Source organism: Microvirga subterranea, from assembly GCF_003350535.1.
Taxonomy (GTDB): domain Bacteria; phylum Pseudomonadota; class Alphaproteobacteria; order Rhizobiales; family Beijerinckiaceae; genus Microvirga; species Microvirga subterranea.
Map to the genome: position 1 here is coordinate 158,151 of NZ_QQBB01000005.1, position 22,754 is coordinate 180,904.

The window sequence follows — 22,754 nt, forward strand, 5'->3', positions numbered from 1 at the left end:
CTCGCCGATTTTCGTTTCAGAACGCCTTGAAGGTGATGATCGTGCGGGTGTCGGCGATCTCGGGGACCGACTGCACGTTCTGGGCCACGAAATGGCCGATGTCGATGTCGTCGTCCACGTGGAACTTGGCCAGGATGTCGTAGTTGCCGGCCGTCGAGTAGATCTCGGACGCGATCTCCCGGTCGGCGAGCTTGCTCGCGACGTCGTAGGTCTTGCCGAGCTTGCATTTGATCTCGACGAAGAAGGTCTGCATGGGGGCTCCAGGGTCGTTCGGATTCGGGGCTCTTGCCCTGACATATGGCACGGCAGGGGGCCGGGGTGAACCGCCCCCCGCCCGGTGCTCACACCCTGCCGACACTCTTGTAGGTGAAGCCGCGGCGGCGCACGTCCTCCGGACGGTAGATGTTGCGCAGGTCCGCGATCACCGGCTCGGCCATGACCCGCTTCAGGCGGTCGAGGTCGAGGGCCCGGAACATGTTCCACTCGGTCACGATGGCGACCGCGTGAGCGCCTTCGGCGCAGTCATAGGCGTCGCGGGCGTAGGACACGTCCTGAAGCATGCCCTTGGCCGCCTCCATGCCCTCCGGGTCGTAGGCCCGGATGCGGGCGCCCGCATCCTGAAGGGTGCGGATGATGTCGAGGGAGGGAGCCTCGCGCATGTCGTCGGTGTTTGGCTTGAAGGTCAGGCCCAGCACCGCGATCGTCTTGCCGCGCACCGAGCCGCCGCAGGCGGCGATGACCTTCCGGCCCATGGCGCGCTTGCGCTGGTCGTTGATGGCCGCCACCGCCTCGACGATGCGGGTCGGGGCCTCGAAGTCCTGCGCGGTCTTGATCAGCGCCAGCGTGTCCTTCGGAAAGCAGGAGCCGCCATAGCCGGGGCCGGCATGGAGGAACTTGGAGCCGATGCGGTTGTCGAGGCCGATACCGCGGGCCACGTCCTGCACGTCCGCGCCCACATGCTCGCACAGGTCCGCGATCTCGTTGATGAAGGTGATCTTGGTGGCCAGGAACGCGTTGGCGGCGTATTTCGTCAGCTCCGCAGCGCGCCGGCACATGTCGAGGATCGGCGCCTGGTTGAGGTAGAGGGGGCGGTAGATCTCGTTCATGACCGCGAGCGCGCGCTCGTCCTCGGTGCCGATGACGATGCGGTCGGGCCGCTTGAAGTCGGCGATGGCAGCACCCTCGCGCAGGAATTCCGGGTTCGACACGACGGCGAAATCCGCGTCCGGCCGGACCTCGCGGATGATGCGCTCGACCTCGTCGCCGGTGCCCACCGGCACGGTCGACTTGGTGACCACCACCGTGTAGCCCTTCATGGCGGCGGCGATCTCGCGGGCGGCCTGGTAGACGTAGGAGAGGTCCGCGTGGCCGTCACCGCGGCGGGACGGGGTGCCGACCGCGATGAACACGGCTTCCGCCGCTTCCACGGCCTCGGCCAGGTCCGTCGTGAAGGATAGGCGCCCCTCGCGCACGTTGGTGGCGACGAGGTCAGCCAGTCCCGGCTCGAAGATCGGGATTCGGCCTTGCCTCAGGGCCTCGATCTTCGCCGGCTCCTTGTCGACGCAGCAGACCGAGTGGCCGAAATCGGCAAAGCACGCGCCGGAGACCAAGCCCACATAGCCGGCTCCGATCATCGCAATACGCATCAGGATCTCCCCCAGTTACCCGAGCTAGGGTTTAGTAGGACCGAGGCCCCGCGGCAACCCGGAGCGTTGGACTGCCTCAAAATAGCCAATTGCAACAAGGTCCCCCTTTGACTTCCTGATCGGTCGCGCACAAAAGACCGCGTCCAAATGGGAGCCCTCATGGATAATCCTTTCCTTGTCGACGTGACGCGTGGAAACCTGGTCGAGTCCCAGCATCGGGGCAGCGTGGCGGTGATCGATGCCGACGGCAGCACGGTCCTGTCGCTCGGCGACGTGGAGCGTCACGTCTTCCCGCGCTCCGCCGTGAAGGCCATCCAGGCCCTTCCCCTGGTGGAGAGTGGCATCGCGGAGAAGTACGGCCTGACCGATCAGGAGATCGCGCTCGCCTGCTCGTCCCATTCCGGCGAGCCCGAGCATGTGGAGGTCGCCACCGCCATCCTGGCGAAGGCCGGGCGCGACCGCTCCTGCCTCGAGTGCGGCGTCCACTGGCCCATGGGCGAGGCGGCCACCCGGCTGCTGGCAGCCCAAGGGGAGCAGCCGAGCGCGCTCCACAACAACTGCTCGGGCAAGCATGCGGGCTTCATCTGCCTGGCCTGCGGCATGGACGAGGACCCGAAGGGCTACGTCAGGGCCGAGCACAAGGTGCAGCAGGCCGTGAAGGCCTCCCTCGAGGACGTCACCGGAGCCTCCCACACGGAGGACGAGGCGGCGATCGACGGCTGCTCGATTCCGACCTACGCGATCCCGCTCCCGGCGCTGGCCTTCGGCTTCGCCAAGTTCGGGACCGGGACCGGGCTTTCGCAGGGCACCCAGGCGGCCGCGAAGCGCATCCGCAAGGCCGTGGCGCAGCACCCCCTCATGGTGGCGGGCACCGACCGTTTCGACACCAGGATCATGGAGGTCCTGCGCGAGCGGGCCTTCGTGAAGTCCGGCGCCGAGGGCGTCTATTGCGCGACCCTGCCGGAACTCGGCTACGGCATCGCCCTAAAGGTGGACGACGGCGGCCCCCGCGCGGCCTCCGCCGTGATGGCGGCCCTCGTGCTGCACTTCCTGCCCATGAACGACCAGGAGCGGGCGGCCGTGGAAGCCCTCGCGGAGCCGGTCCTGAAGAACTGGAACGGCATCGAGGTCGGCCGCTTCAGGGTATCGCCGGACCTCCTGGGCTGACCGGGACCAGGACGGACCCGGCGGCCCGGAGCACGGCTCGGGTCACGTCGCGCAGGAGGTTTCCGGCGATCCGGCTTTCCTGCCAGAACAGCGGCACGTCGAGCGGCTGTCCTGCCTTGAGGGCGACGAGCCGTCCGGCGCGCAGGTGCCCGGCCACGAGCGTCTCTGGGTTCATTCCCCAGCCGATCCCGGCGAGGGCCGCGTCCACGAAGGCCTGGGATGCCGGCATCCAGTGCAGGGGCGGGCGCACTTCCGCGTCGAGCGCCTCGCGCAGCCAGAGCGCCTGAAGCCGGTCCTTCTCGTTGAAGACCAGGCAGGGCGCCCGGGCGGCCGTGTCCGCGTCGAACCCTCCAGCGAACCACCGTTCCATGAAGGCGGGGCTCGCCGTCGCCACGTAGCGGAGCGCTCCGAGCGCATGGCAGTTGCAGCCCTGGATGGGTTTGCCGTGGGACGTCACCGCCGCCACGACCTCGCCGCGCCGAAGCCATTCGGCGCTGTGGTCCTGGTCGTCGAGCACCAGGTCGAACAGGTATCCCTCCGTCTGCGCCATGGCATCGATGAACCAGGTGGCGAGGCTGTCGGCGTTCACGGCGATGCGCAGGGTGGCGGGCCGCGTCTCCGGCCGGAAGCCTGGAAGGCCCTGGCGCAGGGCGCCTTCGAGCAGCGCGACCTGCTCCATGTGCTGGCACAGGCGCTGCCCGGCGGGCGTGGCGGTGCAGGGCTGACCGCGGACCACAAGAATGGTGCCGACGCGTTCCTCCAGCAGCTTGATTCTCTGCGAGATGGCGGAAGGCGTGACGTTGAGCTGCTGGGCGGCGCGCTCGAAGCTGCCGGTCCGGATGACTGCCGCGAGAGCCGCTAGGTGCGCGTAGTCCAGCATCAATTTTTCTAAACCGGCTTCAGGATCTTTAACTGTCCTAATCTTGCGGCGGGTTTTATCGGGTGTCCAGTCCTACCGGAACCCGCCATGTCCGCCCCCTTCCTCGCCGGCTTCATGCTCAGCCTCAGCCTCATCCTGCCGATCGGCGCGCAGAACGCCTTCGTGCTTCGCTTAGGGTTGCGGGGCGAGCACGTGTTCGCGGTCTGCCTGACCTGCGCGCTCTCGGATGCGGTCCTGATCTTCGCCGGCGTCGCCGGCTTCGCGCAGATCGGGGCGCACCTGCCCTGGCTCGAGACGGCCATGCGGTATTTCGGGGCGGCGTTCCTCGCCGTCTACGGCGCCCGCAGCTTCATGGCGGCCTTCGGCGAGGGCGCTGCCCTGAAGCTCTCCGGCACGGCTCCGCCCAGCCTACGCCGGGTCCTTCTCACCTGCCTCGCGCTGACCTGGCTCAACCCGCACGTTTATCTCGACACGGTGGTGCTGATCGGGTCGATCTCGACCCAGTTCGCCGACGGACGGAGCCAGTTCGCCCTCGGGGCGATGCTGGCCTCGCTGACCTTCTTCTTCTCCCTCGGTTACGGGGCGCGCCTGCTGCGGCCGCTCTTCGTGAAGCCCGGGACGTGGCGCATCCTCGACATCGGCATCGCGCTGGTGATGTGGATCACGGCGGCGCGCCTGCTTCTCGAGACCATCGCCTGACGGGATGCGCCTCACCGCTCCATCTGCTCGCGGGCATGGACGAGGTCGCTCGGCTTCAGCCCGTGACCGCCGCGGAACGGGCGGTCGAGCACCGCGACCATGTAGATGACGAGGCCGATGAAGGCCATCAGCACGCCGCCGAAGATGAGGTGCGTCGTGCGCTTCAGGTCGAACAGCCACAGGACGAACACGTTCAGCACCGCGCCGACGATGACCACCGACCACAGGATTCGCGGAATGTTCGTGCCGGCAGCCTGGATGCGGGCGCGGCGGCGCTCGATGAACTCGTCGAAGGCGCGCAGGGTCTGTTCGTGCAGAAGGTCCTCGCCGGCGTCGCGGTTCGGCCTGAAGTGCATGAGCCGCTCGCCCAACTGGTCGACGAGCCGCATTCCCGGCTCCGAGATCCTGTCGCGTTGCTGCTCCCGCCAGCCCGGGCCCGCTTCCTCGTCGACATAGCGGCGCAGGTCCTCCATGAGCGCCGACCGGATCGGCTCGGGATAGGCGCGGACATTGCGGTAGAGGGCGAAGAGGCTCGACGCCTCGCGGCCGACCGCATCCTGCGCGATCCCGTAGTTCTGGTAGACCGCAATCGAAAGCAGGGCGAGCAGCACGCCGTAGAAGAGCGTGTAGGAATTCAGCAGCAGGCCCACGAGGGTGTTGGCGCTCCTCTCGCCCTTGAGGAGCCGCGCAACGGCGGGCTGGAACAGGATGGAGCCGATCAGGGTCGGCACGAGGAAGCCGATGCAGACGACCAATGCGCCGAGCGGGAGAGGCAGGTCGTGCAGCCATTCGATCATGGCCTGTTTCGGTCCCTCCGGTCTCTTCGTCCGATCGACCGACAGGATCGCATTTTCCGGCGGGAGATCAGGTGCGATTTCGGATAGGGCGGCAGGCCTATCGCAGGGACGCGCTCCGAGGCTGCATCGCCCGCGAGAGTTCCTCGGCGCAGATCCGCAGCGCCTGCGCATCTTGCGCCGCCTTCGCCATCGCCATCGCGCCGGAATAGCTTGCGACCACGAGGGTCGCGAAGGCCTCCGGGTCGAGGCCTTCGAGCAGGCCGGCCTCCTGGTCCGTCCTGATCTTTTCGGCGACGGCGGCGCGCCAGCGCACGAAGACGGCATCGATCAGCCGCCGGAAATCGTCGTCGTGCCGGGAGAGCTCCAGCGCAAGGTTGCTGAGCGGGCAGCCCGATACGCATCCCTGCCGGTCCAGCTCGTCGGCGATGCGCGTGAACACGGCCGAAATCCCGTCCGCAGCCGTGCGGGCGGACAGGACCGGCCTGATCCAGGTTTCCTCGACCGCGTCCGCGACCCGGTCCTGGAGCACCGCGAGGCCAAGATCCTTCTTGCTCGGGAAGTGGTGCGCCAGCGCGCCGCCGGTGGCGCCCGCTGCGCGTTTCAAGTCATGCACGGAGGTGGCGTGGTAGCCCCGGGTCGCGAAGGCTTCGAAAGCCGCATCGACGAGCCGTCGCCTCAATCCCCCGGGATCGTTCGTTCGCACGCGCGCGGCCCTGGTCCGTTCTGCCATGTGGTGAACTCCTCCACCAACCATAGCAGATTGACAAAACCGGACAACTGACCTGTAATCGCGAACAGGATAAGCGTCCTGTTTGGGGCAGAGCGGCAACGAGCCGCCGTGCCGGCACGGCGCAAGGAGGATGCGACCGATGAAGCTCTATTCAGGACCCTTGAGCCTGTTCTCGCGCAAGGTGGAGATCGCGCTCGACGAGAAGGGGCTCGCCTTCGAGCGTGTCATGGTTCCGTTCAACCAGATCGTCGGCTACAGCCCGAAGCACCCGGACGTGGTGGCCGCGAACCCCAAGGCACAGGTGCCGGTCCTCGTGGACGGCGACCTCACGCTCTACGATTCGACCGTGATCCTCGAATATCTGGAGGATGCCTATCCGGAGCCTCCGCTCTTTCCCCGTTTGGCGAACGAGCGTGCCGCCTGCCGCCTTCTCGATCTCTTCGCCGACGAGGTCATGCTGGTTCCGATCCGGGCGTTCATGCACCGCACCGGACCGCGCCCCGACGATCCGCAGAAGTGGGAGGCCTTGGAGGCGAAGGCGAGGGAGGCCGGTGCCGTCATCGAAAGGCATTTCGCGCAGCTCGAAACGACCCTCGGGGAGAAGCCGTTTCTCTGCGGCGATCTGAGCGCGGCCGACATCGCGGCGTTCATGTCCGTCCTGTTCACCCAACGCCTCGGCGGCCCGCCGTTGTCCCGCCACCGGGCACTGTCGGCCTGGTTCGACAGGCTCAGCGCGCGCCCGGCCTTCGCAAGGGCATGGGCCGGGATCGTCGCGGCGGACCGGGAGCTCTCCGCACCGGTCGAGGGCGCCTATGGCGGAAGTGCTCCGGCCTTCACAGTCCCAGCAGCGAAATGATCTCGCTTGCGCCGGCGTTCGGGGAGAGCGAGCCCTCCCTGATGGCCCGCTCGATCTCCGGCACGCGCCTGCGCAGGGCCGGATCATGGGTGAGCCGGTCGTGCAGGCGCTCGTGCACGAGGGCCCACATCCATTTTGTGTCCTGCGCCTGACGCTTGGCGGCGAGCTCGCCGCTCGCCTCCAGGCGCTTTCGATGATCGAGGATCTTCGTCCACAGCTCGTCGAGGCCCTGGCCCGTGAGGCCGGAGATCGTCAGCACCGGCGGGATCCAGTTCGACGAGGCCGGGGTGAGGATGTGGAGCGCCGCCTTGTATTCGGCCGCGGCCGCCTTCGCCTTCATTCCGGCGTCGTCCGCCTTGTTGACGGCGATCATGTCGGCAAGCTCCAGGATGCCCTTCTTGATCCCTTGCAGCTCGTCGCCGGCGCCCGGCAGCATCAGCACCAGGAAAAAGTCGGTCAGATCCGCGACCGCCGTCTCGGACTGGCCCACGCCCACCGTCTCGACCAGGATCACGTCGAACCCGGCGGCCTCGCAGAGCAGCATGGTCTCGCGGGTCTTGGCCGCGACCCCGCCGAGCGTTCCCGATGACGGGGAGGGGCGGATGAAGGCGTTCGGGTCGGAAGCAAGTCGCGCCATGCGGGTCTTGTCGCCGAGGATCGCGCCGCCGGTCCGAGTGGAACTGGGGTCGACCGCCAGGACAGCGACCTTGTGGCCCTTTTCGGTGAGCATGGAGCCCAGCGCGTCGATGGTGGTCGACTTGCCGACGCCCGGCACGCCCGTGATGCCGACCCGCACTGCATGGCCGGTGCGCGGCATCAGCTCCTGCAACAGGTTTCGCGCCGTTTCCCGGTGATCGGCCCGGCGCGATTCCATGAGCGTGATGGCGCGCGCCAGGGTGGCGCGGTCGCCGCGCGCCACGGCTTCGGCCGTCACAGGCTGTCGTTGTGCTGATCCCCCGGTCATATGAAAGGCTTTAGCGCGTTCCGGGGTGGTTTTCACCAAGTAACGGGGTTCATCCCGAGCCGTCCCCAGCCGGGAATCTTGATGGCCGGGCGGCGCACGTCGAGACCGGCCACGAGGCCGAGGAAATCGACCTCGATGCCCTCCACCCAGCCGACGGCGATGCCCGCATAGCCGCCGAAGGAGACCTGCACGCCGGTCCGGCTCGGGGTCAGGCCGACGAAATCGGTCAGGGGCTGCCAGTCCTTGCCGATGGCGGTGGGCGGCAGCGCGGCGCCGAGTTCCGGCACCTGGCGCATCACATGGGCCACGAAGGTGTTGGAGTTCGGCCCCGGCCACGCGTTGTAGGCCCCGACGCTGCGATAGGGATAGCTCGCGACCGCCGCCCTGATCTGTGGAATGAGACGCTGGGCCTCGTCTCCCTCGATCAGCACGATGGGCTGCGGCGCGTTGCCGAACCAGCGCCCGTCCGCGATCCAGCCGTTGGTGCGCACCGGGCTGCCCCAGCCGACCTTGTCGTAGCGGGTGTAATCGGAGGCGCCGGCCTCCTTCACGACCACCCAGGTGTGATGGGCGAAGATGCCGCGCCAGCGGCCGACCCGCGCCGCATAGACCGCGACGATCGCCTGCGGCGCCTCGGAGGCCTTCGGCAGCAGCTGTGCGCTCGACCAGTCGGCGGCACGCCAGCTGGGCGCCACGTCGTCGCGCATGGCCCACCAGACCGCATGGGCCCCGAGGGGAAACAGGAACAGGCCGAGGATGATGAGGAAGGCACGGAAAAGAACGAGAAGCATGGTGGCAAAATGATGCGTCGATTCCTGCGCATCAAGCCTCGGCGGGCGTGCTTCAGGCCCCGTTCACCAAGGGTTTACCATCCTGGTCAAGCTTTGTGGCCATCCTTGGCCCCTGCCTTGCCTCCGCCATCATCGGGGGTGAAACAGCACCCCCGATTTGACCCTCCGATTCCAGGCCCCATGCATTTCCCCACCCGTCGCTTCGCCGTCGCCGCTCTTGCGAGCCTTGCCCTGTCCGGCTGCCTCGGCGGTGAATCGCCGCTGACCGACGCGGCGGTGACTCCGCGCGCCAGCCTGTCGCGGGATCCGACCCTACTGATCGCCACGACGCGCCTGCCGGCCGGCCAGCCCCTGCGCAAGCCCTGGTTCACGGCCGAGCGCTCGCCCGACCTGATCTTCGCCGAGGCGAAGCTGACGCCTCCGAAGAGCGGTCTCATCGGTACGTCGGATTGGAGCATCGCGTCGATCGAGGGGCTCGATTCGAAGAATGCCGCGCAATCCTTCGCGCAGGCGGCCCTCGGACGCGATCTCCTGCTCTACATCCACGGCTACCGGGAGAGCTTCGAATCCGCCGCCACGTCGACCGTGCAGCTCTCGGAGGGCATCAAGTTCCGAGGAGTCACGGGCCTCTTCACCTGGCCATCCGCCGGCTCGACCTTAAGCTACGTGAGCGACCGCGAGAGCGCCATGTGGTCCCGCGATGCGTTCGAGGACCTGCTCACCGCCCTGTCGAAGACGCCGAGCGGCGGGCGCGTGCATCTCGTGGCGCACAGCATGGGCACGCTGCTGACGCTCGAGACGCTGCGCATGCTGCGCGCCTCGGGCGGCGAGCGAGCCATGGAGCGCATCGGCGCGGTGGTGATGGCCGCCCCCGACATCGACATCGATCTCTTCGCCCGCGGGCTCGAGCGGCTCGGGCCGGACGCGAAGAAGATCACGGTCATCAGCTCCACCAACGACCGCGCCCTTCAGGTCTCGAGCCGCCTTGCCGGCGGCATCGTGCGCGCCGGCGGGGCGGAGCGCGAGCGGCTCGAGGCGCTCGGCGTGCGCGTGGCCGACGCCTCCGAATTCGGCGGCAGCTTCATCAACATCAACCACGACCTGTTCCTCTCGAACCCGGAGGTGCAGCAGGTGGTGAAGCGCGCCATCGAGCGCGCGGAGTAAGCTTGCTCCGACGCGGAGCTGCTTGCCCGCGCCGGGCCAAGGCCTAGGTTCTTCCCGAAACATCCTTGGGAGGAACCGAATGATATTGACCCGCCGCACTGTTCTCGCCGGCCTTGCATCCGCCTGCGCGGCCTCGGCCCTATCCTGGCCGGCCTTCGCGCAAGCCGATTACCCGACGCGGCCCGTCCGCGTGGTGGTGCCCTATGCGGCCGGCGGCGGGACCGACTTCTTCGCCCGCCTCGTGTTTGCTGAGATCGGCAACAGGCTCGGCCAGCAATTCGTGATCGAGAACAAGGCAGGCGCGGGCACCAATCTCGGGGCGGAATCGGTCGCCCGCGCGGAGCCCGACGGCTACACGCTGCTCCTCGGCGACAGCTCCACCTTCGCGACGAACAGGAGCCTCTACCGCAGCCTGTCCTTCGATCCGTATAAGGACTTCAGCCCTGTCTCCTTAAGCGGCCGCTTCGCCCTGGTGCTCCTCGTCAACACCGACAAGCTCAAGGTGAACTCGGTCAAGGAACTGGTGGAGGCGGCCAAGAAGGCGCCGGGCTCGATCAATTACGGCACTCCAGGCCTGGGGAGCCCGTTTCACCTCGCGACGGAGCTCCTGTCCCAGCAGGCCGGCATCAAGCTGACCCATGTGCCCTATCGCGGGGCCGCGCCGGCCGTGCAGGATCTCGTGGCCGGAAACATCAGCACGATGTTCATCGATTTCGCGACCGCGCGCTCCCAGCTCTCGGGGCCGGTCAAGGCGATCGCCGTCGCGTCTCCTCGCGAGTTCGCGGGCCTTCCCGGTGTTCCGCCGGTATCGGCCGACTTTCCGGGCTTTGAGGCCTGGGCCTGGCAGGGGATCGTGGCCCCCGCCGGCACGCCTCCGGCGATCGTCGCGAAGCTCAACGAAGCCTATCGCCAGACCGTGGCTCAGCCCGCGATCCGCGACAAGCTGACGGGAGCCGGCATCGAGGTCCTCCAGAGCACGCCGGAGGAGATGGCCTCCTACATGCAGGCGGAAGGCGCCAAGTGGGAGCAGGTCATCAAAACGGCGGGCATCAAGCTCGAGTAGGGAAGGGCCCGGCCCTTACCGCTCCTCGCTCACGGGCGAGGCCTTCACCGAGGCGGCGAGATCCCTGCGCGCCTCGGCCCTGGCCTCGGAGCGGATCTGCAGGACCCCCGGAATGAGCGCGCACAGGCTGCCGCCGACCACATAAGCCGCGAACGCGGCAATGAAGCCATAGGGCCACGCAACAACTGCCGAGATTATGCCCCCTAGAATCCCAAAGATCAGCATCGGGATCATCAATAAAACTCCAGCAGTATTTTTGAGACTTTGTGTCTGCCGCGATTGCGAAATTATTAACACCACAACGCTTAGCGGGATTCATACCCTAGAGACAACCTCCGTTCGGGGAGGGTTTTCCCAAACGGAGCGATTTTTTCGATGAAAATTGTCGCGGAGGGCTGCCGAACGGCCGAGCTTGACCTCAAATGATGAGGAAATCGTCGTATCCGAGCTGGGCCTTGCCGATGCCGTCGAACGTGATCGAGCCGCCGTCGGCGAGCTTGAGCACCGCGTCGCCGGAGGCGTTGTTCGTGATCTGCCGGTAGAGACCCGAGAAGTTCTTCTGGCCGAGGATCGCCTTGGCGACCTGCACCACGTCGCCGCCGGCAGGATCGAAGTCGAGGATCCTGTCGTGGCCGGTCGGCCCTGTCCGGTAGACGAAGGTATCGGCCCCGATGCCGCCGGACAGGATGTCGTCGCCCTTGCGGCCCTCGAGGGTGTCGTTCCCGCCATAGCCGAAGATGATGTCCTTGAAGGTGTCCGGCAGGGTGTCGCCGACGAGGATGTCGTTGCCGGCGCCGCCCTTCAGGGTCGGGATGAGCGACGGAGAGGCAGGCCCAAGGGACCAGGCGCGGATGTAGTCGATCTGGAACTCGGCCGGGAAGCGCGTGGAGGCATCGGGAGCGCCTGGCCAGTTGCCGCCGACCGCGAGGCCCGCGAGCAGGTACATCGGCTCGTTCATGCCGGTCGGGTTCTGCATCGTGCAGACCTCGTCGCCGTCGAGGTAGAAGGTGAGGGCATCCGCCGTCCACATCGTGCCGTAGGTGTGGAATCCCTGGGACAGGTCGATGCCCGCGGAGACGGAGCGCGTGTCGTAGGCGTGGTCGCCGTTCGCGTCGGACCAGTGAGCTCCGACATAGTATGTGGAGGGGTCGTTCCCGAGCAGTTCCAGCACGTCGATCTCCGGTGGCCAGTTGCCGCTCTGCGGCAGCAGCCAGAAGGCGGGCCAGAGACCCTGGCCGGCAGGGACCTTCGCGGAGATTTCGAAATAGCCGTAGGTCTGCGAGAAGGTCCCGTAGGTGTTGATGAGCCCCGACACATAGGGCAGACCGTCGGTCAGCTTCGGGTTAGGGGAGACGTTCGCCGTGATGGTCAGGATGCCGTCCCCGGACTCCATCGGATCCGCCGTGATGCGGAACGGGTCGAGGTATGGGTACTTCTGGATGACGGTCGTCGAGCGATCGGCGAAATACTGCATCTCACCGTTGCTCGCGAGGCTGCGCCCGCCCCACCAGTATTTCGTGCCCCAGACCGAGGTGTCGAGGTAGCTGCCGTTGAACTCGTCCGAGAAGGTGAGTGAGTAGCCGTCGAGATTGAGTGTCATGTGCGCCCCCGCGTGGACGGCCGCGAGGCCGCCGAGGGCAGGATCCACGTCCTAAGGTTAAGGACATCCTTCAGGGCGACCGGCCCAATTGTCGCATGGCTCGCTCATTGCTGCGGGCCCCGGAGATCCGACCTCAATCAGCGAGGGCGGCGTCCGGTGAAGCCCGGTGCCGTTGGCGCTTGGCCTCGCTGCAGCGCCTCGAAGGCATCCTTGTTGGCCCGGCCCTCCGCAATCGCCTTTTCCCAGCTGCCGTTGCGCTGCATGGCTTCTACCTTGCGAAGGACTTCGTCCCGGTCGGTGCCCGACCCCTTCTCGGCCATGGCCGGTCCCGACAGGGACACGAGGCCGAGGACCACGAGCAGAATCTTGCGCACATCAATCTCCATGGGCGTTCTGGCGACACTTTCGAAGAGAATTTAGTGATTGCGCGTGAAACTTTTTAGGAGCGATGCAGGCACACTTTCCTGTGAGTGCGCCTGCGCATATCCGACAATGCGTCGGGTTCATCCGGCGCATGGCGAACTTCAAATCGGGCCCCGATTTGGTCTAGAATGGCAGGAGGCGTCCCTGCCCGGGGAGGAGGCCATGACCGAGGCTTTCGACTGGCGGCCGGTCTATCGCTTCTGGTTCCCGCCCGATGTGCGCTCGACCGACATCGCGGACCATTGGCGGCTGCTGCAATGGTGGATGGGCGGCGGCGCGAATGGGGAGCTCGCACGCTTCGCGCCGGTGCTCGAGGCCGCAAAGGCGGGCCGTCTCGGCCAGTGGCTTGCGGAGCCGGAAGGTCGATTGTCCCTGATCATCGTTCTCGACCAGTTCACGCGCGGCCTGCTCGCGGACACGCGAGAGGCCTTCGCGTCCGATGCGGAAGCGCTCGGGATCTCCCGGGAGGGACTTGAGAACGGGCACTACAAAGCGCTCGCGGGCCCGTGGGAGAGATTCTTCTTCCTCCTGCCCTTGGCGCATGCGGAGGGCCCGGATCACAGCGACCGGATGGAGCGCGTCGTCGCCATGTCGGAAGAGGCGCTGGCGAGGGCTCCCGCCTTTCTGCGGCCGGTCTTCGCGTTCTCGCTGAGCCAGGCCCGCGCCCATCGCGACGTGATCGCCCGCTTCGGCCGTTTCCCGCATCGCAATGCGGTCCTCGGGCGCGTCTCCACCCCCGAGGAGCTGGCCTATCTGGAGAAGGGCGATTTCGTCTACAACCGCCGTCCGCCCGTTTCCTGAAGCGTCCTACTCCGCCGCCTGTTTCGGCCCGTAGCCGAGACGGGTGTTCAGCTCGTCGATCAGGTTCACGGCCGCGTCCGCAATCACGGTGCCGGGCGGGAAGATCGCCGACGCGCCGGCCCGGATCAGGGCATCGAAATCCTGCGGCGGGATCACGCCGCCGACCACGATCATGATGTCCTCGCGACCATACTTGGCGAGTTCGGCGCGCAGCTCCGGCACGAGGGTGAGGTGGCCGGCCGCGAGCGACGACACGCCGATGATGTGCACGTCGTTCTCGATGGCCTGGCGGGCCGCTTCCGCGGGCGTGGCGAAGAGCGGGCCGATATCGACGTCGAAGCCCAGATCCGCGAAAGCCGAGGCGATCACCTTCTGGCCGCGGTCGTGCCCGTCCTGGCCCATCTTGGCCACGAGGATGCGCGGGCGGCGCCCGTCGTCATGCTCGAACTGCTCGACGAGGCGACGAATCTTCTCGACCGCCGGCGATTCCATGCCGACCTCCCGCTTGTAAACGCCCGAAATGGCCTTGATCTCCGCCCGGTGGCGGCCCCACACCTTCTCCAGCGCGTCGGAGATCTCGCCCACGGTTGCCTTGGCGCGGGCGGCCTTCACGGCGAGGTCGAGCAGGTTGCCTTCGCCCGAGGCCGCGCCCTTCGAGAGAGCGTCGAGCGCCGCATCGACGTCGACTTGGTTGCGCTCGGCGCGCAGCTTCTTGAGCTTCTCGATCTGCTGTGCGCGAACGGCGGCGTTGTCGACCTTGAGGATGTCGATGGACGCCTCGTCCGTCGGCCTGAACGCGTTCACGCCGATGATCTTCTGGTGGCCCGAATCGATGCGCGCCTGCGTGCGGGCGGCCGCCTCCTCGATCTTGAGCTTCGGGATGCCGGCCTCGATGGCCTTCGCCATCCCGCCCAGCGCCTCGACCTCCTGGATGTGGCCCCACGCCTTTTCGGCCAGCTCCTGTGTCAGGCGCTCGACATAGTAGGAGCCGCCCCACGGGTCGATGATGCGCGTGGTGCCGCTCTCCTGCTGCAGGAAGAGTTGCGTGTTGCGGGCGATGCGGGCCGAGAAGTCGGTCGGCAGCGCCAGCGCCTCGTCGAGGGCGTTGGTGTGGAGCGACTGGGTGTGGCCTTGCGTCGCCGCCATCGCCTCGATGCAGGTGCGCGCCACGTTGTTGAACACGTCCTGCGCGGTGAGCGACCAGCCCGAGGTCTGGGAGTGCGTGCGCAGGGGCAGCGACTTGTCGCTCTGCGGGTTGAAGCCCTTCACGAGCTTCGCCCAGAGCAGGCGCGCGGCGCGCATCTTGGCGACTTCCATGAAGAAGTTCATGCCGATCGCCCAGAAGAACGACAGGCGCGGCGCGAACTGGTCGATGGTGAGGCCCGCCTGGAGGCCGGCGCGGATGTACTCGACGCCGTCCGCCAGGGTGTAGGCGAGTTCGAGATCCTGCGTCGCTCCCGCCTCCTGCATGTGGTAGCCGGAGATCGAGATCGAGTTGAACTTCGGCATGTTCGCGGACGTGTAGGCGAAGATGTCCGAGATGATGCGCATCGATCCCTTTGGGGGATAGATGTAGGTGTTGCGCACCATGAACTCTTTGAGGATGTCGTTCTGGATCGTGCCCGAGAGCTTGCTCGCCGGCACGCCCTGCTCCTCGGCGGCCACGATGTAGAGGGCGAGAACGGGGAGCACCGCGCCGTTCATCGTCATCGACACGCTCATCTGGTCGAGCGGAATGCCGGCGAAGAGGGTGCGCATGTCGTAGATCGAGTCGATCGCGACGCCCGCCATGCCGACGTCGCCCGCCACGCGCGGATGGTCGGAATCGTAGCCGCGATGGGTGGCGAGGTCGAAGGCCACCGACAGGCCCTTCTGGCCGGCCGCGAGGTTGCGCCGGTAGAAGGCGTTGGAATCCTCGGCCGTCGAGAAGCCCGCATACTGGCGAACCGTCCAGGGCTGGTTCACGTACATGGTCGGGTAGGGGCCGCGGACGTAAGGCGCGATGCCCGGATAGGTGTCCACGAAGGCGAGGCCCGCCCTGTCCTCCGGGCGGTACGATGCCTTGACGGCAATGCCTTCCGGGGTCAGCCACGGCTCGGCCTTCGGCGTCCCTTGAGCGAAGGGAGACGCGGTTTCAGCCCAGGTGACGCTGGAAAAGTCCGGGATGCGTGTCATGGTCGAGACGGGTGCTCTCAAAGGCCTGCAACGGTTCGATGATGCCTTATTCTAGGACATCCGGCCGGATGCGGCTATCGGAGCTTAGTCGCGGCTCACCCCCGCTTCTCCGCGTTCCAGTTGCCCGAGCACACGCGCCCGCCCGAGGTGCTCCAGGTGCCGGAGCCGAAATTGCCCGACAGGCGGCCACGCACGTTCGCCCGGTCCTGTCCACGGGAGATGCTGGCCGAGACCGTGCCGTTGGACTGCACCTGTCCCCGGATGTCGAAATTCTCCGGGCCGCCGTAGCGGGCCCGGCCGTTCTCCACGATCACGCGATAGCGATAGGCGCGGTCGCAGGCGCCCTGCTCGGTGACGACCTCCACGCTCCAGGTGCCGTCGAACCGTCTTGTCTGAGCCAGGGCAGGGGGCGCCAGAAGGGATCCGAGGATCGCCGCTGCGGCGAGGCAGGAAAGGGCACGCATCGGATGCTCCACCATCGTTATCGAAAGGCGTGGTTCAACGTGGGGTCTTTCGCCGGAGTTCCGGCGCGTCCGGTCAGCTTCCCGTGAGCACGAAAAAGCCGCCGCATGGGTATGCGACGGCGAAAGGGAATTGTTGTTGTTTATGGTTCCTGGTCGCAGGCGGGTGCGTTAGGCGCGCTTCTGCGCGTTCCAGCGCCCCGAACAGCCGAGCATGCCGAGCGTCCAAGTGCCCGAACCGGACTTGCCGTTGAGGCGTCCCTGGGCATCGACCTTCGCAATGCTGCGGCGGATGTCGAGATCGACGTTCCCGTCCAGGCCGATCCGGCCGGACACGGTGGTCGGCGAGTCGCCCGGCGCCTGGAGGTAGCGGACGTTGCCGTTCTCAATCGCGATCGAATAATTGTAGCTGGCGTCGCAGACGCCCGAATCCGTCACCATGCTGACGCTCCAGGTGCCCTCGTGCCGTGCGGCCGGAGCCGCCCAGGCGCTGCCGATCAGGGTCATGCCAAGGCCCAGCGCCGTGGCGGTTCGTGCTGCAAGCTTCATGCGGTGCTATCCTCCCGGCGTCGCACCGGGAGAAACCGCTCGGCTCAGGCGCAGGCCGCGTCGAGGGCTTCGCTCAGAACCTTGAGGGTGTCGCACCCGGCATAGATGAATGTGGTGATGCCCGCCGCGGTGAGCGTCGTCTCATTGTCTCCCGCGCGGCCTGCCAGGAAGATGGGGGATGATCCGGCCTCCCGCAAGGTCCTGGCGGCGTCGATGGCATGTTTTTCGTAGATTTCATCTGTCGAGCAGATGCAGGAAAGCTTGGCTTTGCTTGAAACGAATGCTTCACGAAGCTTGTCCGGATCGGAAAACCCGTCGTTCGTTGCAGCTTCTATTCCTGCGGCCTCGAAGAAGTTCTTCGCGAAGGTCGAGCGTGCCGTGAAGGCCGATATGGGCCCCAGATTGGCCAGGAAGACCTTCGGGCGCGAGCCGGTCTTCGCCATGTAGGCATCGGACAGGTCGCGCAGGCGCTCGAAGGGTTCGGCCATGCGGGTCGAGGGCAGGGGGGCGACAGCGACCGGCGCAGGGCCGGCGGCCGTGCCGGCCAGCCGGGACAGGTCGGCTCCGTCGGCGGCCATCGTCACCACCTTGGCGAACGAGGTCTCCACGGCCGCAGCGGGAACAGGCTGCTGTGTCGTTGCGGCGTCGGGCTTCGGGGCGGGCATCGGCAGCAGCACTGCCACGTCCGCCTCGTTGATGTTCGGGAACTCGCTCGTGCCGGTGATCGGCTCCTTTCGGGTGGCGACGGCCTTGTCCCGCTGCGCCCGCACGACGGCGATGCGGTCCTGCAGGGCGCTTCGCTTCAGGCTCTCCAGGATACCGCCCTCTCGCTCGATCTCCTGGAAGAGGCTCCAGGCCTTCTCGCACAGGGCGTCGGTGAGCGCCTCGAAGCCGCCCGCGCCGGCGGCCGGATCGGCGACGCGCCAAAGGTTGGATTCGTCGAGGAGGATCAGCTGCGCGTTGCGCGCGACCCGCCGCGCGAAGGCGTCGGGCAGGCCCAGCGCCGTCGTGAAGGGCAGGGCCGTGATCGCGTCCGCGCCGCCGATGCCGGCCGAGAAGGCCGCGACCGTCGTGCGCAGCATGTTGACCCACGGGTCGCGCCGCGTGGTCATGCGCCAGGCGGTCTCGGCATGGAGGCGGATCGGCTTGGGATCGAGCCCGCAGGCCTGCTCGACCTTCGCCCAGAGGCGGCGCAGGGCACGGAACTTGGCCACGGTGAGGAACTCGTCCGCATCGGCCACGAGCAGGAACGCGAGGGCATCGCGTGCCGCATCGAGCGAATGGCCATGCGTTTCCAGGGCGCGCAGATAGGCGAGGCCCGTGGCGAGCACGGCGGCCAGTTCCTGCGCCTCGCTGGCCCCTGCCTCGTGGTAGACCCGCCCGTCGGCCAGGAAGGTCCGGCCGCCGAAGCCGCGGCCGGACAGATCCGCCAGGGTGTCGCCCATGCGGTGCGCGACCGCGTCCCAGGCGGCCGACATCCGGCCCATGCCGGCCATGGCGCCGATCGGGTCGAGCCCGAGGTCGAGGGACAGAGCCGACAGGTCGTGGCCGCGGCGCTGGGCGAGCGCCAGCAGCATCGCGGCCATCTGCCGGCCGTGGCCGCCGGCATCGAGGCGCAGGTGGATGAGGTCGAGCATCACGCCGGAAAGCGCCCGGTCGAGACCGTCGAGGCTCTCGATGCGGACCCCGAAGCCGCGGGCGGCGGGCGCCTTGCGGGTCACGAGGGTGAGGGCATCGGCGCCGCCTTCGAGGTCGAGGAGGGCGAGCTCGCTGGCCTTCTCCGGATCGGGATGGTCGACGCGCTGCGACACCCGCCAGCGGCCGCTCTCGGCGCGGGCGATCCGGGGCGCATCCTCGGCCTTCGGGTAAAGCGGCTGGATCTCGATCCCGTCATGGGTGCGGGAGACGAGCTTCTTCTGGAAGTCAGCGCCCTTCAGCACGCCCTCGACCAGCTTGAGCCATTGCTCGCGGGTCGGAGCCGGAAAATCGGCGGCGAAGTTCAGATCGTCCATGGGGTAAGCCTCACCCGAAGCAGCCTGCGGTCTCTTGCGCCGGGTATACCGGCTTCGTCGGGCTCTGGGAACGCCGACCATCGTCGGCGGGCCGAAAAGCCGGAGCGCGTCGCCGGCCCTTTGCGGGCCCGTGCCTCCCTGGAATCGAGCGGCGGGATGAAGGGGGGCGAACGGCTGGTCCGTGATGATTTAGAGGACTCAACCCGGCGTGGCGTTCATAAGGTGAAAACCAACTTGTGCGAAGATGTTCCTCTCAACAGAGGGGCTGTTTACGCAAATGACCGAAGACGAAGTGGAAGCAATCGCCGAACTCCTCGCGAAGGTGAGCGGCAATTGGTACCCGGAACGCACGCGCCCCGCCCTTCGAACGATCAACAAGCGTCATCGGGATGTGGCCCAGCTCATCCTGACCGAGCTCGAGCAGCTCAAGGGCGCGGACGAGGATGGCGGGTCGACGGCAGGCCCGGCCGAGGAACGTCCCGACGACGCGAACGCCTTCAACTTCGCGGGCGACGACCAGCTCTATGTCGGTGCCGCCGTCGTGTATCGGCCTCCGGGCGAGAAGCGGGCGATCACCTGCTGGATCGAGAAGATGGAGAAAGGCCGCGCCTTCCTGGTTCCGGCGCAGCGGGAGATCGGCTGGGTGTCCACCAAGACGCTCTCGCTTCCGAAGCCCGGATCGTCCGGACATTAGATTAGTCAACAAGCCTGAATGGAGCCGAGGCGAAGGGCTTGGCGGGCTGCGAGGGAACGCGAATTGACCGAAGAAGAAATCAAACTTGTGGCAGAGGTGCTCGCCAAGATCGGCGGCAATTGGTACCCGGAGCGGGCAGGATCAGCCCCGAAAGCGGTCAGCAATCGCCACCGCGAGGTCGCCAGGGTCATCGTCGGGGCCGTCGAGCGCCTCAAGGAGGCCAACCGGAGCGCCGCGGACGACGCGTCCGCTGCCGAAGGCTCCCTGGAAGACCAATCCCTCGACGGCGCCGGAGAGGACGAGCTCCATGTCGGGGCGAGCGTCCTGTACCGTCCGCCCAACGACAAGAGAACGCTCGCCTGCCGCATCGAGGAACTGGAGGACGGTCGGGCCTATGTGGTTCCTGAGCTTCAGGAGATCGGTTGGGTGTCGACCCACTCGCTCCTCCCGCTCAACAAGGCCAGCCGGGACAACGGACCAGGGGCCTCGCGCCCGGCCGCTCCCGCAGTCTCGGCAGATGGCACGGGCGCGCAGCCGCAGGCTGCGCCGCAACCCCTGATCCTGCCCGAGCGAAGCCTGGAGATCGTGGACCTCTCCGCGAAGGTGAAGCATTACTACAGCTCGTCCGGGGAGTGGATCGCGTTCCGCCGTTCGGAAACCGACCGCTACCTGTTCGACCGGAAGGGAAACTGGATCGGCTGGTTTCCTTGGGACGACAAGGACATCGTCGACATCGAAGGCAAGTATCTGGGCACCGTGCTCTATGGCGAGCGCATCTACCGGAAGAAGGAGCCGGCGCCGGACCGGCGCGAAGCAGGGTTCGTGATGGATCCGGGCCCCGCGAAATATGTCGGTTATCCGGGCTTTGCGGCGCATCTTGCGCCGCCCTACGGCTTCAAGGATGTCGACATGGCGCAGATCCTGACCAGGAGGCGCTCCTGGCTGACGGCCCGCGACCCGGCCTCTGCTTCGGGCGCACCGAGCGCATTCCAGGTCTGGATGGCGAAGATCGGCCTCGGCGGCGTGGCGCGCGCCATCGAGGGCATGATCCGGACCGGAAAGTAGGTCGGGCACCGGCCCGCAGGCTCATGAGGACCGCAACGACTTGCAATCCTCACCGACTCGGCCGCCCCGTCCCTTGACCCTGCAAGGGACGGGGCGGGCGACTGCACTCACACGAACTGCGACAGGCCGGGAATCGAGCCGACGATCGGGCCCATCACGTCCTCGCCGGCCTTCTCACGGCCATAGGCGAAGAGCTCGCGGCCGAGCGGCTGCATCTGGCCCATGGAGACGCCTGCGCCCATGAGCTGGCCGCCGAGCGCCATCACGCCGCCGCCCATGGCGCCCATCATGCCCATGATGCCGCCGCCGCTGCCGCCGCCCTGCGCGTTGGCGATGGCTTCGTCGGCGCCCGGCAACGCTGCGATGAGCTGGTTCACCTCGTTGGCCGGCCCCTCCTTCTGGAGATAAGCCAGAATGAGCCCGATGGCCTTGCGGGCCACGGAGGCCTCGAGGCCGGTCTTCTGCGTCACGCGAGCGATGAGCTCATCCATGTGATTCTCCTGACATGGGTTGGAACGGATAGTTCATATATAAACTGTTAAATCGAGAAACCTAGAGTGGAAACTGCCGAAAGCCTGTCTAAGATCCTTGGAGGATTCTGGAGAGACACGATGCTCGAAGACGGAAAGATCTTCCTCGGCAAAAGCACCAAGCCCGAATATCTCGACCTGCGCCTCGCCAACCGGCACGGCCTGATCACGGGCGCGACCGGCACCGGCAAGACCGTGTCGCTCCAGGTGCTCGCGGAAGGCTTCTCCAATGCGGGCGTGCCGGTCTTCGCGGCCGACATCAAGGGTGACCTCTCGGGCGTCGCGGCGCCCGGCACAGGCAAGGAGGCGCTGGTCAAGCGCGCCAAGGAAATCGGGATCGAATACGCGCCGGACAAGTTTCCGGTGGTGTTCTGGGACCTTTTCGGCGAGCAGGGGCACCGGGTGCGCGCGACCGTGTCCGAGATGGGACCGCTCTTGCTCTCGCGCCTGCTCGACCTCAACGACACGCAGGAAGGGGTGCTCAACATCGCATTCCGCATCGCGGATGAGCAGGGGCTGCTTCTCCTCGACCTGAAGGACCTGCGCGCGCTGCTGCAGCTCGTCGCCGACAACGCGAAGGAGCTCACCACGGCCTACGGCAACGTGTCGAAGGCGACCATCGGGACGATCCAGCGCCAGCTTCTCGTGCTGGAGAACCAGAAGGGCGACGAGTTCCTGGGCGAGCCCGCGCTCGCCATCAAGGACCTGATGCGCACCGACCGCGACGGCCGCGGCGTGATCAACATCCTCGCCGCCGACAAGCTCATGAACAACCCGCGTCTCTACGCCACCTTCCTGCTGTGGCTGATGTCGGAGCTGTTCGAGGAGCTGCCTGAGGTGGGCGACCTCGACCAGCCCAAGCTCGTGTTCTTCTTCGACGAGGCGCATCTTCTGTTCAGTGATGCGCCCAAGCCCCTCGTGGACACGGTGGAGCGCGTGGTGCGGCTCATCCGCTCGAAGGGCGTCGGCGTCTACTTCATCACCCAGAACCCGGTCGACGTGCCGGAGACCGTGCTCGCCCAGCTCGGCAACCGGGTGCAGCATGCGCTGCGCGCCTACACCCCGCGCGAGCAGAAGGCGGTGCGTGTCGCGGCCCAGACCTTCCGCCAGAACCCCGCCTTCGACACCGAGAAGGCGATCACCGAACTCGGCGTCGGCGAGGCGCTCGTCTCGACCCTCGAAGGCAAGGGCTCGCCCTCCATGGTGGAGCGCACGCTGATCGCGCCGCCGATGGCGCAGGTCGGGCCGATCGACGCGGAGGAGCGGCGGCAAATCGTGGCCGCGAGCCCTCTGCGCGGTAAATACGACCAGGCGATCGATTCCGAATCCGCCTACGAGATGCTGGCCAAGCGCGCCGAGCAGGCCGCCGCCGAAGCGAAGGCGGCGGAGGAGGGGAGCGGCGGCATTCTCGACATGCTGGGAGGCCTGTTCGGCACCGGCGGCCCGCAGCGCAAGGGCACCATGACCACGACGCAGCGGGTCACCCGCGAGGTCACCCGAACCATCGTCAACCAGACGGTCGGCAACATCGCGGCCGAGATCGGCAAGTCGATCGGCGGCCGCCAGGGCAGCTCCATCGGCCGCGCCATCGTGCGCGGGACATTAGGCGGATTGCTGCGGCGGTAATGAGCAGGCGCTGGTTCTCGATGAGGTAAGAACCCGCCCGGCATGCGGGCGGGTTCGTGCA

24 protein-coding genes are annotated in these 22,754 nt (G+C 67.1%); 9 read left to right on the forward strand and 15 right to left on the reverse strand.

The window, feature by feature from the left end; genetic code table 11:
- Positions 1–16 precede the first annotated feature (16 nt).
- Together DES45_RS14010 and DES45_RS14015 are read right to left on the reverse strand one after the other, a co-directional pair.
- Positions 17–253, reverse strand: a complete 237-nt coding sequence (locus tag DES45_RS14010; RefSeq protein ID WP_114770646.1) for an Lrp/AsnC ligand binding domain-containing protein — start codon at positions 251–253, stop codon at positions 17–19.
- Positions 254–341: 88 nt separating this feature from the next.
- On the reverse strand, positions 342–1,646 hold the full coding sequence (locus DES45_RS14015) for a UDP-glucose dehydrogenase family protein (RefSeq protein ID WP_114770647.1): 1,305 nt from the start codon (positions 1,644–1,646) through the stop codon (positions 342–344).
- A gap of 159 nt (positions 1,647–1,805) precedes the next feature.
- Between DES45_RS14015 and DES45_RS14020 the strand changes: the two genes are divergently transcribed.
- Positions 1,806–2,813, forward strand: a complete 1,008-nt coding sequence (locus tag DES45_RS14020) for an asparaginase (protein WP_114770904.1) — start codon at positions 1,806–1,808, stop codon at positions 2,811–2,813.
- On the opposite strand, the gene DES45_RS14025 is transcribed toward DES45_RS14020, so the two are convergent.
- On the reverse strand, positions 2,785–3,693 hold the full coding sequence (locus DES45_RS14025; protein ID WP_114770648.1) for a LysR family transcriptional regulator ArgP: 909 nt from the start codon (positions 3,691–3,693) through the stop codon (positions 2,785–2,787). The genes DES45_RS14020 and DES45_RS14025 overlap by 29 nt on opposite strands.
- 87 nt (positions 3,694–3,780) lie before the next feature.
- Between DES45_RS14025 and DES45_RS14030 the strand changes: the two genes are divergently transcribed.
- Positions 3,781–4,392: a LysE/ArgO family amino acid transporter gene (locus DES45_RS14030; RefSeq protein ID WP_114770649.1), complete on the forward strand. Its 612-nt coding sequence runs from the start codon at positions 3,781–3,783 to the stop codon at positions 4,390–4,392.
- 11 nt (positions 4,393–4,403) lie between these two features.
- Here DES45_RS14030 and DES45_RS14035 read toward each other — a convergent pair whose 3' ends face one another.
- On the reverse strand, positions 4,404–5,189 hold the full coding sequence (locus DES45_RS14035; RefSeq protein ID WP_170151500.1) for a bestrophin-like domain: 786 nt from the start codon (positions 5,187–5,189) through the stop codon (positions 4,404–4,406).
- A 97-nt stretch (positions 5,190–5,286) separates the two neighbouring features.
- Entirely contained in the window at positions 5,287–5,919 is a 633-nt protein-coding gene (locus tag DES45_RS14040; protein WP_114770651.1) for a TetR/AcrR family transcriptional regulator, read from the reverse strand.
- A gap of 139 nt (positions 5,920–6,058) precedes the next feature.
- On the opposite strand from DES45_RS14040, the gene DES45_RS14045 reads away from it, so the two are divergent.
- Positions 6,059–6,775, forward strand: a complete 717-nt coding sequence (locus DES45_RS14045) for a glutathione S-transferase family protein (RefSeq protein WP_114770652.1) — start codon at positions 6,059–6,061, stop codon at positions 6,773–6,775.
- Here the strand turns inward: DES45_RS14045 and meaB are convergent.
- On the reverse strand, positions 6,753–7,739 hold the full coding sequence (gene meaB, locus DES45_RS14050; protein ID WP_114770653.1) for a methylmalonyl Co-A mutase-associated GTPase MeaB: 987 nt from the start codon (positions 7,737–7,739) through the stop codon (positions 6,753–6,755). The two genes, DES45_RS14045 and meaB, sit on opposite strands and share 23 nt — an antisense overlap.
- 32 nt (positions 7,740–7,771) lie before the next feature.
- Complete coding sequence (locus DES45_RS14055; protein WP_114770654.1) at positions 7,772–8,530, reverse strand: DUF3750 domain-containing protein; 759 nt, start codon at positions 8,528–8,530, stop codon at positions 7,772–7,774.
- 180 nt (positions 8,531–8,710) lie between these two features.
- Between DES45_RS14055 and DES45_RS14060 the strand changes: the two genes are divergently transcribed.
- A complete protein-coding gene (locus DES45_RS14060; protein ID WP_114770655.1) occupies positions 8,711–9,694 on the forward strand; it encodes an alpha/beta hydrolase in 984 nt (327 codons plus the stop codon).
- Positions 9,695–9,773: 79 nt separating this feature from the next.
- On the forward strand, positions 9,774–10,757 hold the full coding sequence (locus tag DES45_RS14065) for a Bug family tripartite tricarboxylate transporter substrate binding protein (RefSeq protein ID WP_114770656.1): 984 nt from the start codon (positions 9,774–9,776) through the stop codon (positions 10,755–10,757).
- 15 nt (positions 10,758–10,772) lie between these two features.
- Here DES45_RS14065 and DES45_RS14070 read toward each other — a convergent pair whose 3' ends face one another.
- The 3 genes from DES45_RS14070 to DES45_RS14080 all read right to left on the reverse strand — a co-directional run bounded on the left by DES45_RS14070 (position 10,773) and on the right by DES45_RS14080 (position 12,731).
- Positions 10,773–10,991, reverse strand: coding sequence for a hypothetical protein (locus DES45_RS14070; protein WP_114770657.1), 219 nt, complete (start codon positions 10,989–10,991; stop codon positions 10,773–10,775).
- Between the two features lie 184 nt (positions 10,992–11,175).
- Positions 11,176–12,357, reverse strand: coding sequence for a family 16 glycosylhydrolase (locus DES45_RS25735; RefSeq protein WP_147282412.1), 1,182 nt, complete (start codon positions 12,355–12,357; stop codon positions 11,176–11,178).
- A 137-nt stretch (positions 12,358–12,494) separates the two neighbouring features.
- Positions 12,495–12,731 carry a hypothetical protein gene (locus DES45_RS14080; protein WP_147282413.1) on the reverse strand — a complete coding sequence of 79 codons (237 nt, stop codon included), beginning with the start codon at positions 12,729–12,731 and terminating at the stop codon, positions 12,495–12,497.
- Between the two features lie 211 nt (positions 12,732–12,942).
- On the opposite strand from DES45_RS14080, the gene DES45_RS14085 reads away from it, so the two are divergent.
- Complete coding sequence (locus DES45_RS14085; RefSeq protein WP_114770660.1) at positions 12,943–13,581, forward strand: DUF924 family protein; 639 nt, start codon at positions 12,943–12,945, stop codon at positions 13,579–13,581.
- A 6-nt stretch (positions 13,582–13,587) separates the two neighbouring features.
- Here DES45_RS14085 and scpA read toward each other — a convergent pair whose 3' ends face one another.
- From scpA to DES45_RS14105, 4 genes are all read right to left on the reverse strand, one after another.
- Positions 13,588–15,756 carry a methylmalonyl-CoA mutase gene (scpA, locus tag DES45_RS14090; RefSeq protein WP_114770661.1) on the reverse strand — a complete coding sequence of 723 codons (2,169 nt, stop codon included), beginning with the start codon at positions 15,754–15,756 and terminating at the stop codon, positions 13,588–13,590.
- A 95-nt stretch (positions 15,757–15,851) separates the two neighbouring features.
- A complete protein-coding gene (locus tag DES45_RS14095; protein WP_114770905.1) occupies positions 15,852–16,220 on the reverse strand; it encodes a hypothetical protein in 369 nt (122 codons plus the stop codon).
- 168 nt (positions 16,221–16,388) lie between these two features.
- On the reverse strand, positions 16,389–16,766 hold the full coding sequence (locus tag DES45_RS14100) for a hypothetical protein (protein ID WP_114770662.1): 378 nt from the start codon (positions 16,764–16,766) through the stop codon (positions 16,389–16,391).
- Between the two features lie 44 nt (positions 16,767–16,810).
- Positions 16,811–18,778, reverse strand: a complete 1,968-nt coding sequence (locus tag DES45_RS14105; RefSeq protein ID WP_114770663.1) for a methylmalonyl-CoA mutase family protein — start codon at positions 18,776–18,778, stop codon at positions 16,811–16,813.
- A gap of 277 nt (positions 18,779–19,055) precedes the next feature.
- Between DES45_RS14105 and DES45_RS14110 the strand changes: the two genes are divergently transcribed.
- A complete protein-coding gene (locus DES45_RS14110; RefSeq protein ID WP_114770664.1) occupies positions 19,056–19,472 on the forward strand; it encodes a hypothetical protein in 417 nt (138 codons plus the stop codon).
- Between the two features lie 63 nt (positions 19,473–19,535).
- Complete coding sequence (locus DES45_RS14115) at positions 19,536–20,537, forward strand: hypothetical protein (RefSeq protein WP_114770665.1); 1,002 nt, start codon at positions 19,536–19,538, stop codon at positions 20,535–20,537.
- 107 nt (positions 20,538–20,644) lie between these two features.
- Here the strand turns inward: DES45_RS14115 and DES45_RS14120 are convergent, their stop codons facing one another.
- Entirely contained in the window at positions 20,645–21,028 is a 384-nt protein-coding gene (locus tag DES45_RS14120) for a DUF2267 domain-containing protein (RefSeq protein ID WP_114770666.1), read from the reverse strand.
- Between the two features lie 120 nt (positions 21,029–21,148).
- Between DES45_RS14120 and DES45_RS14125 the strand changes: the two genes are divergently transcribed.
- The gene (locus tag DES45_RS14125; RefSeq protein WP_114770667.1) at positions 21,149–22,693 is read left to right on the forward strand and encodes a helicase HerA-like domain-containing protein; all 1,545 of its coding nucleotides are present in this window, start codon (positions 21,149–21,151) and stop codon (positions 22,691–22,693) included.
- Positions 22,694–22,754 lie beyond the last annotated feature (61 nt).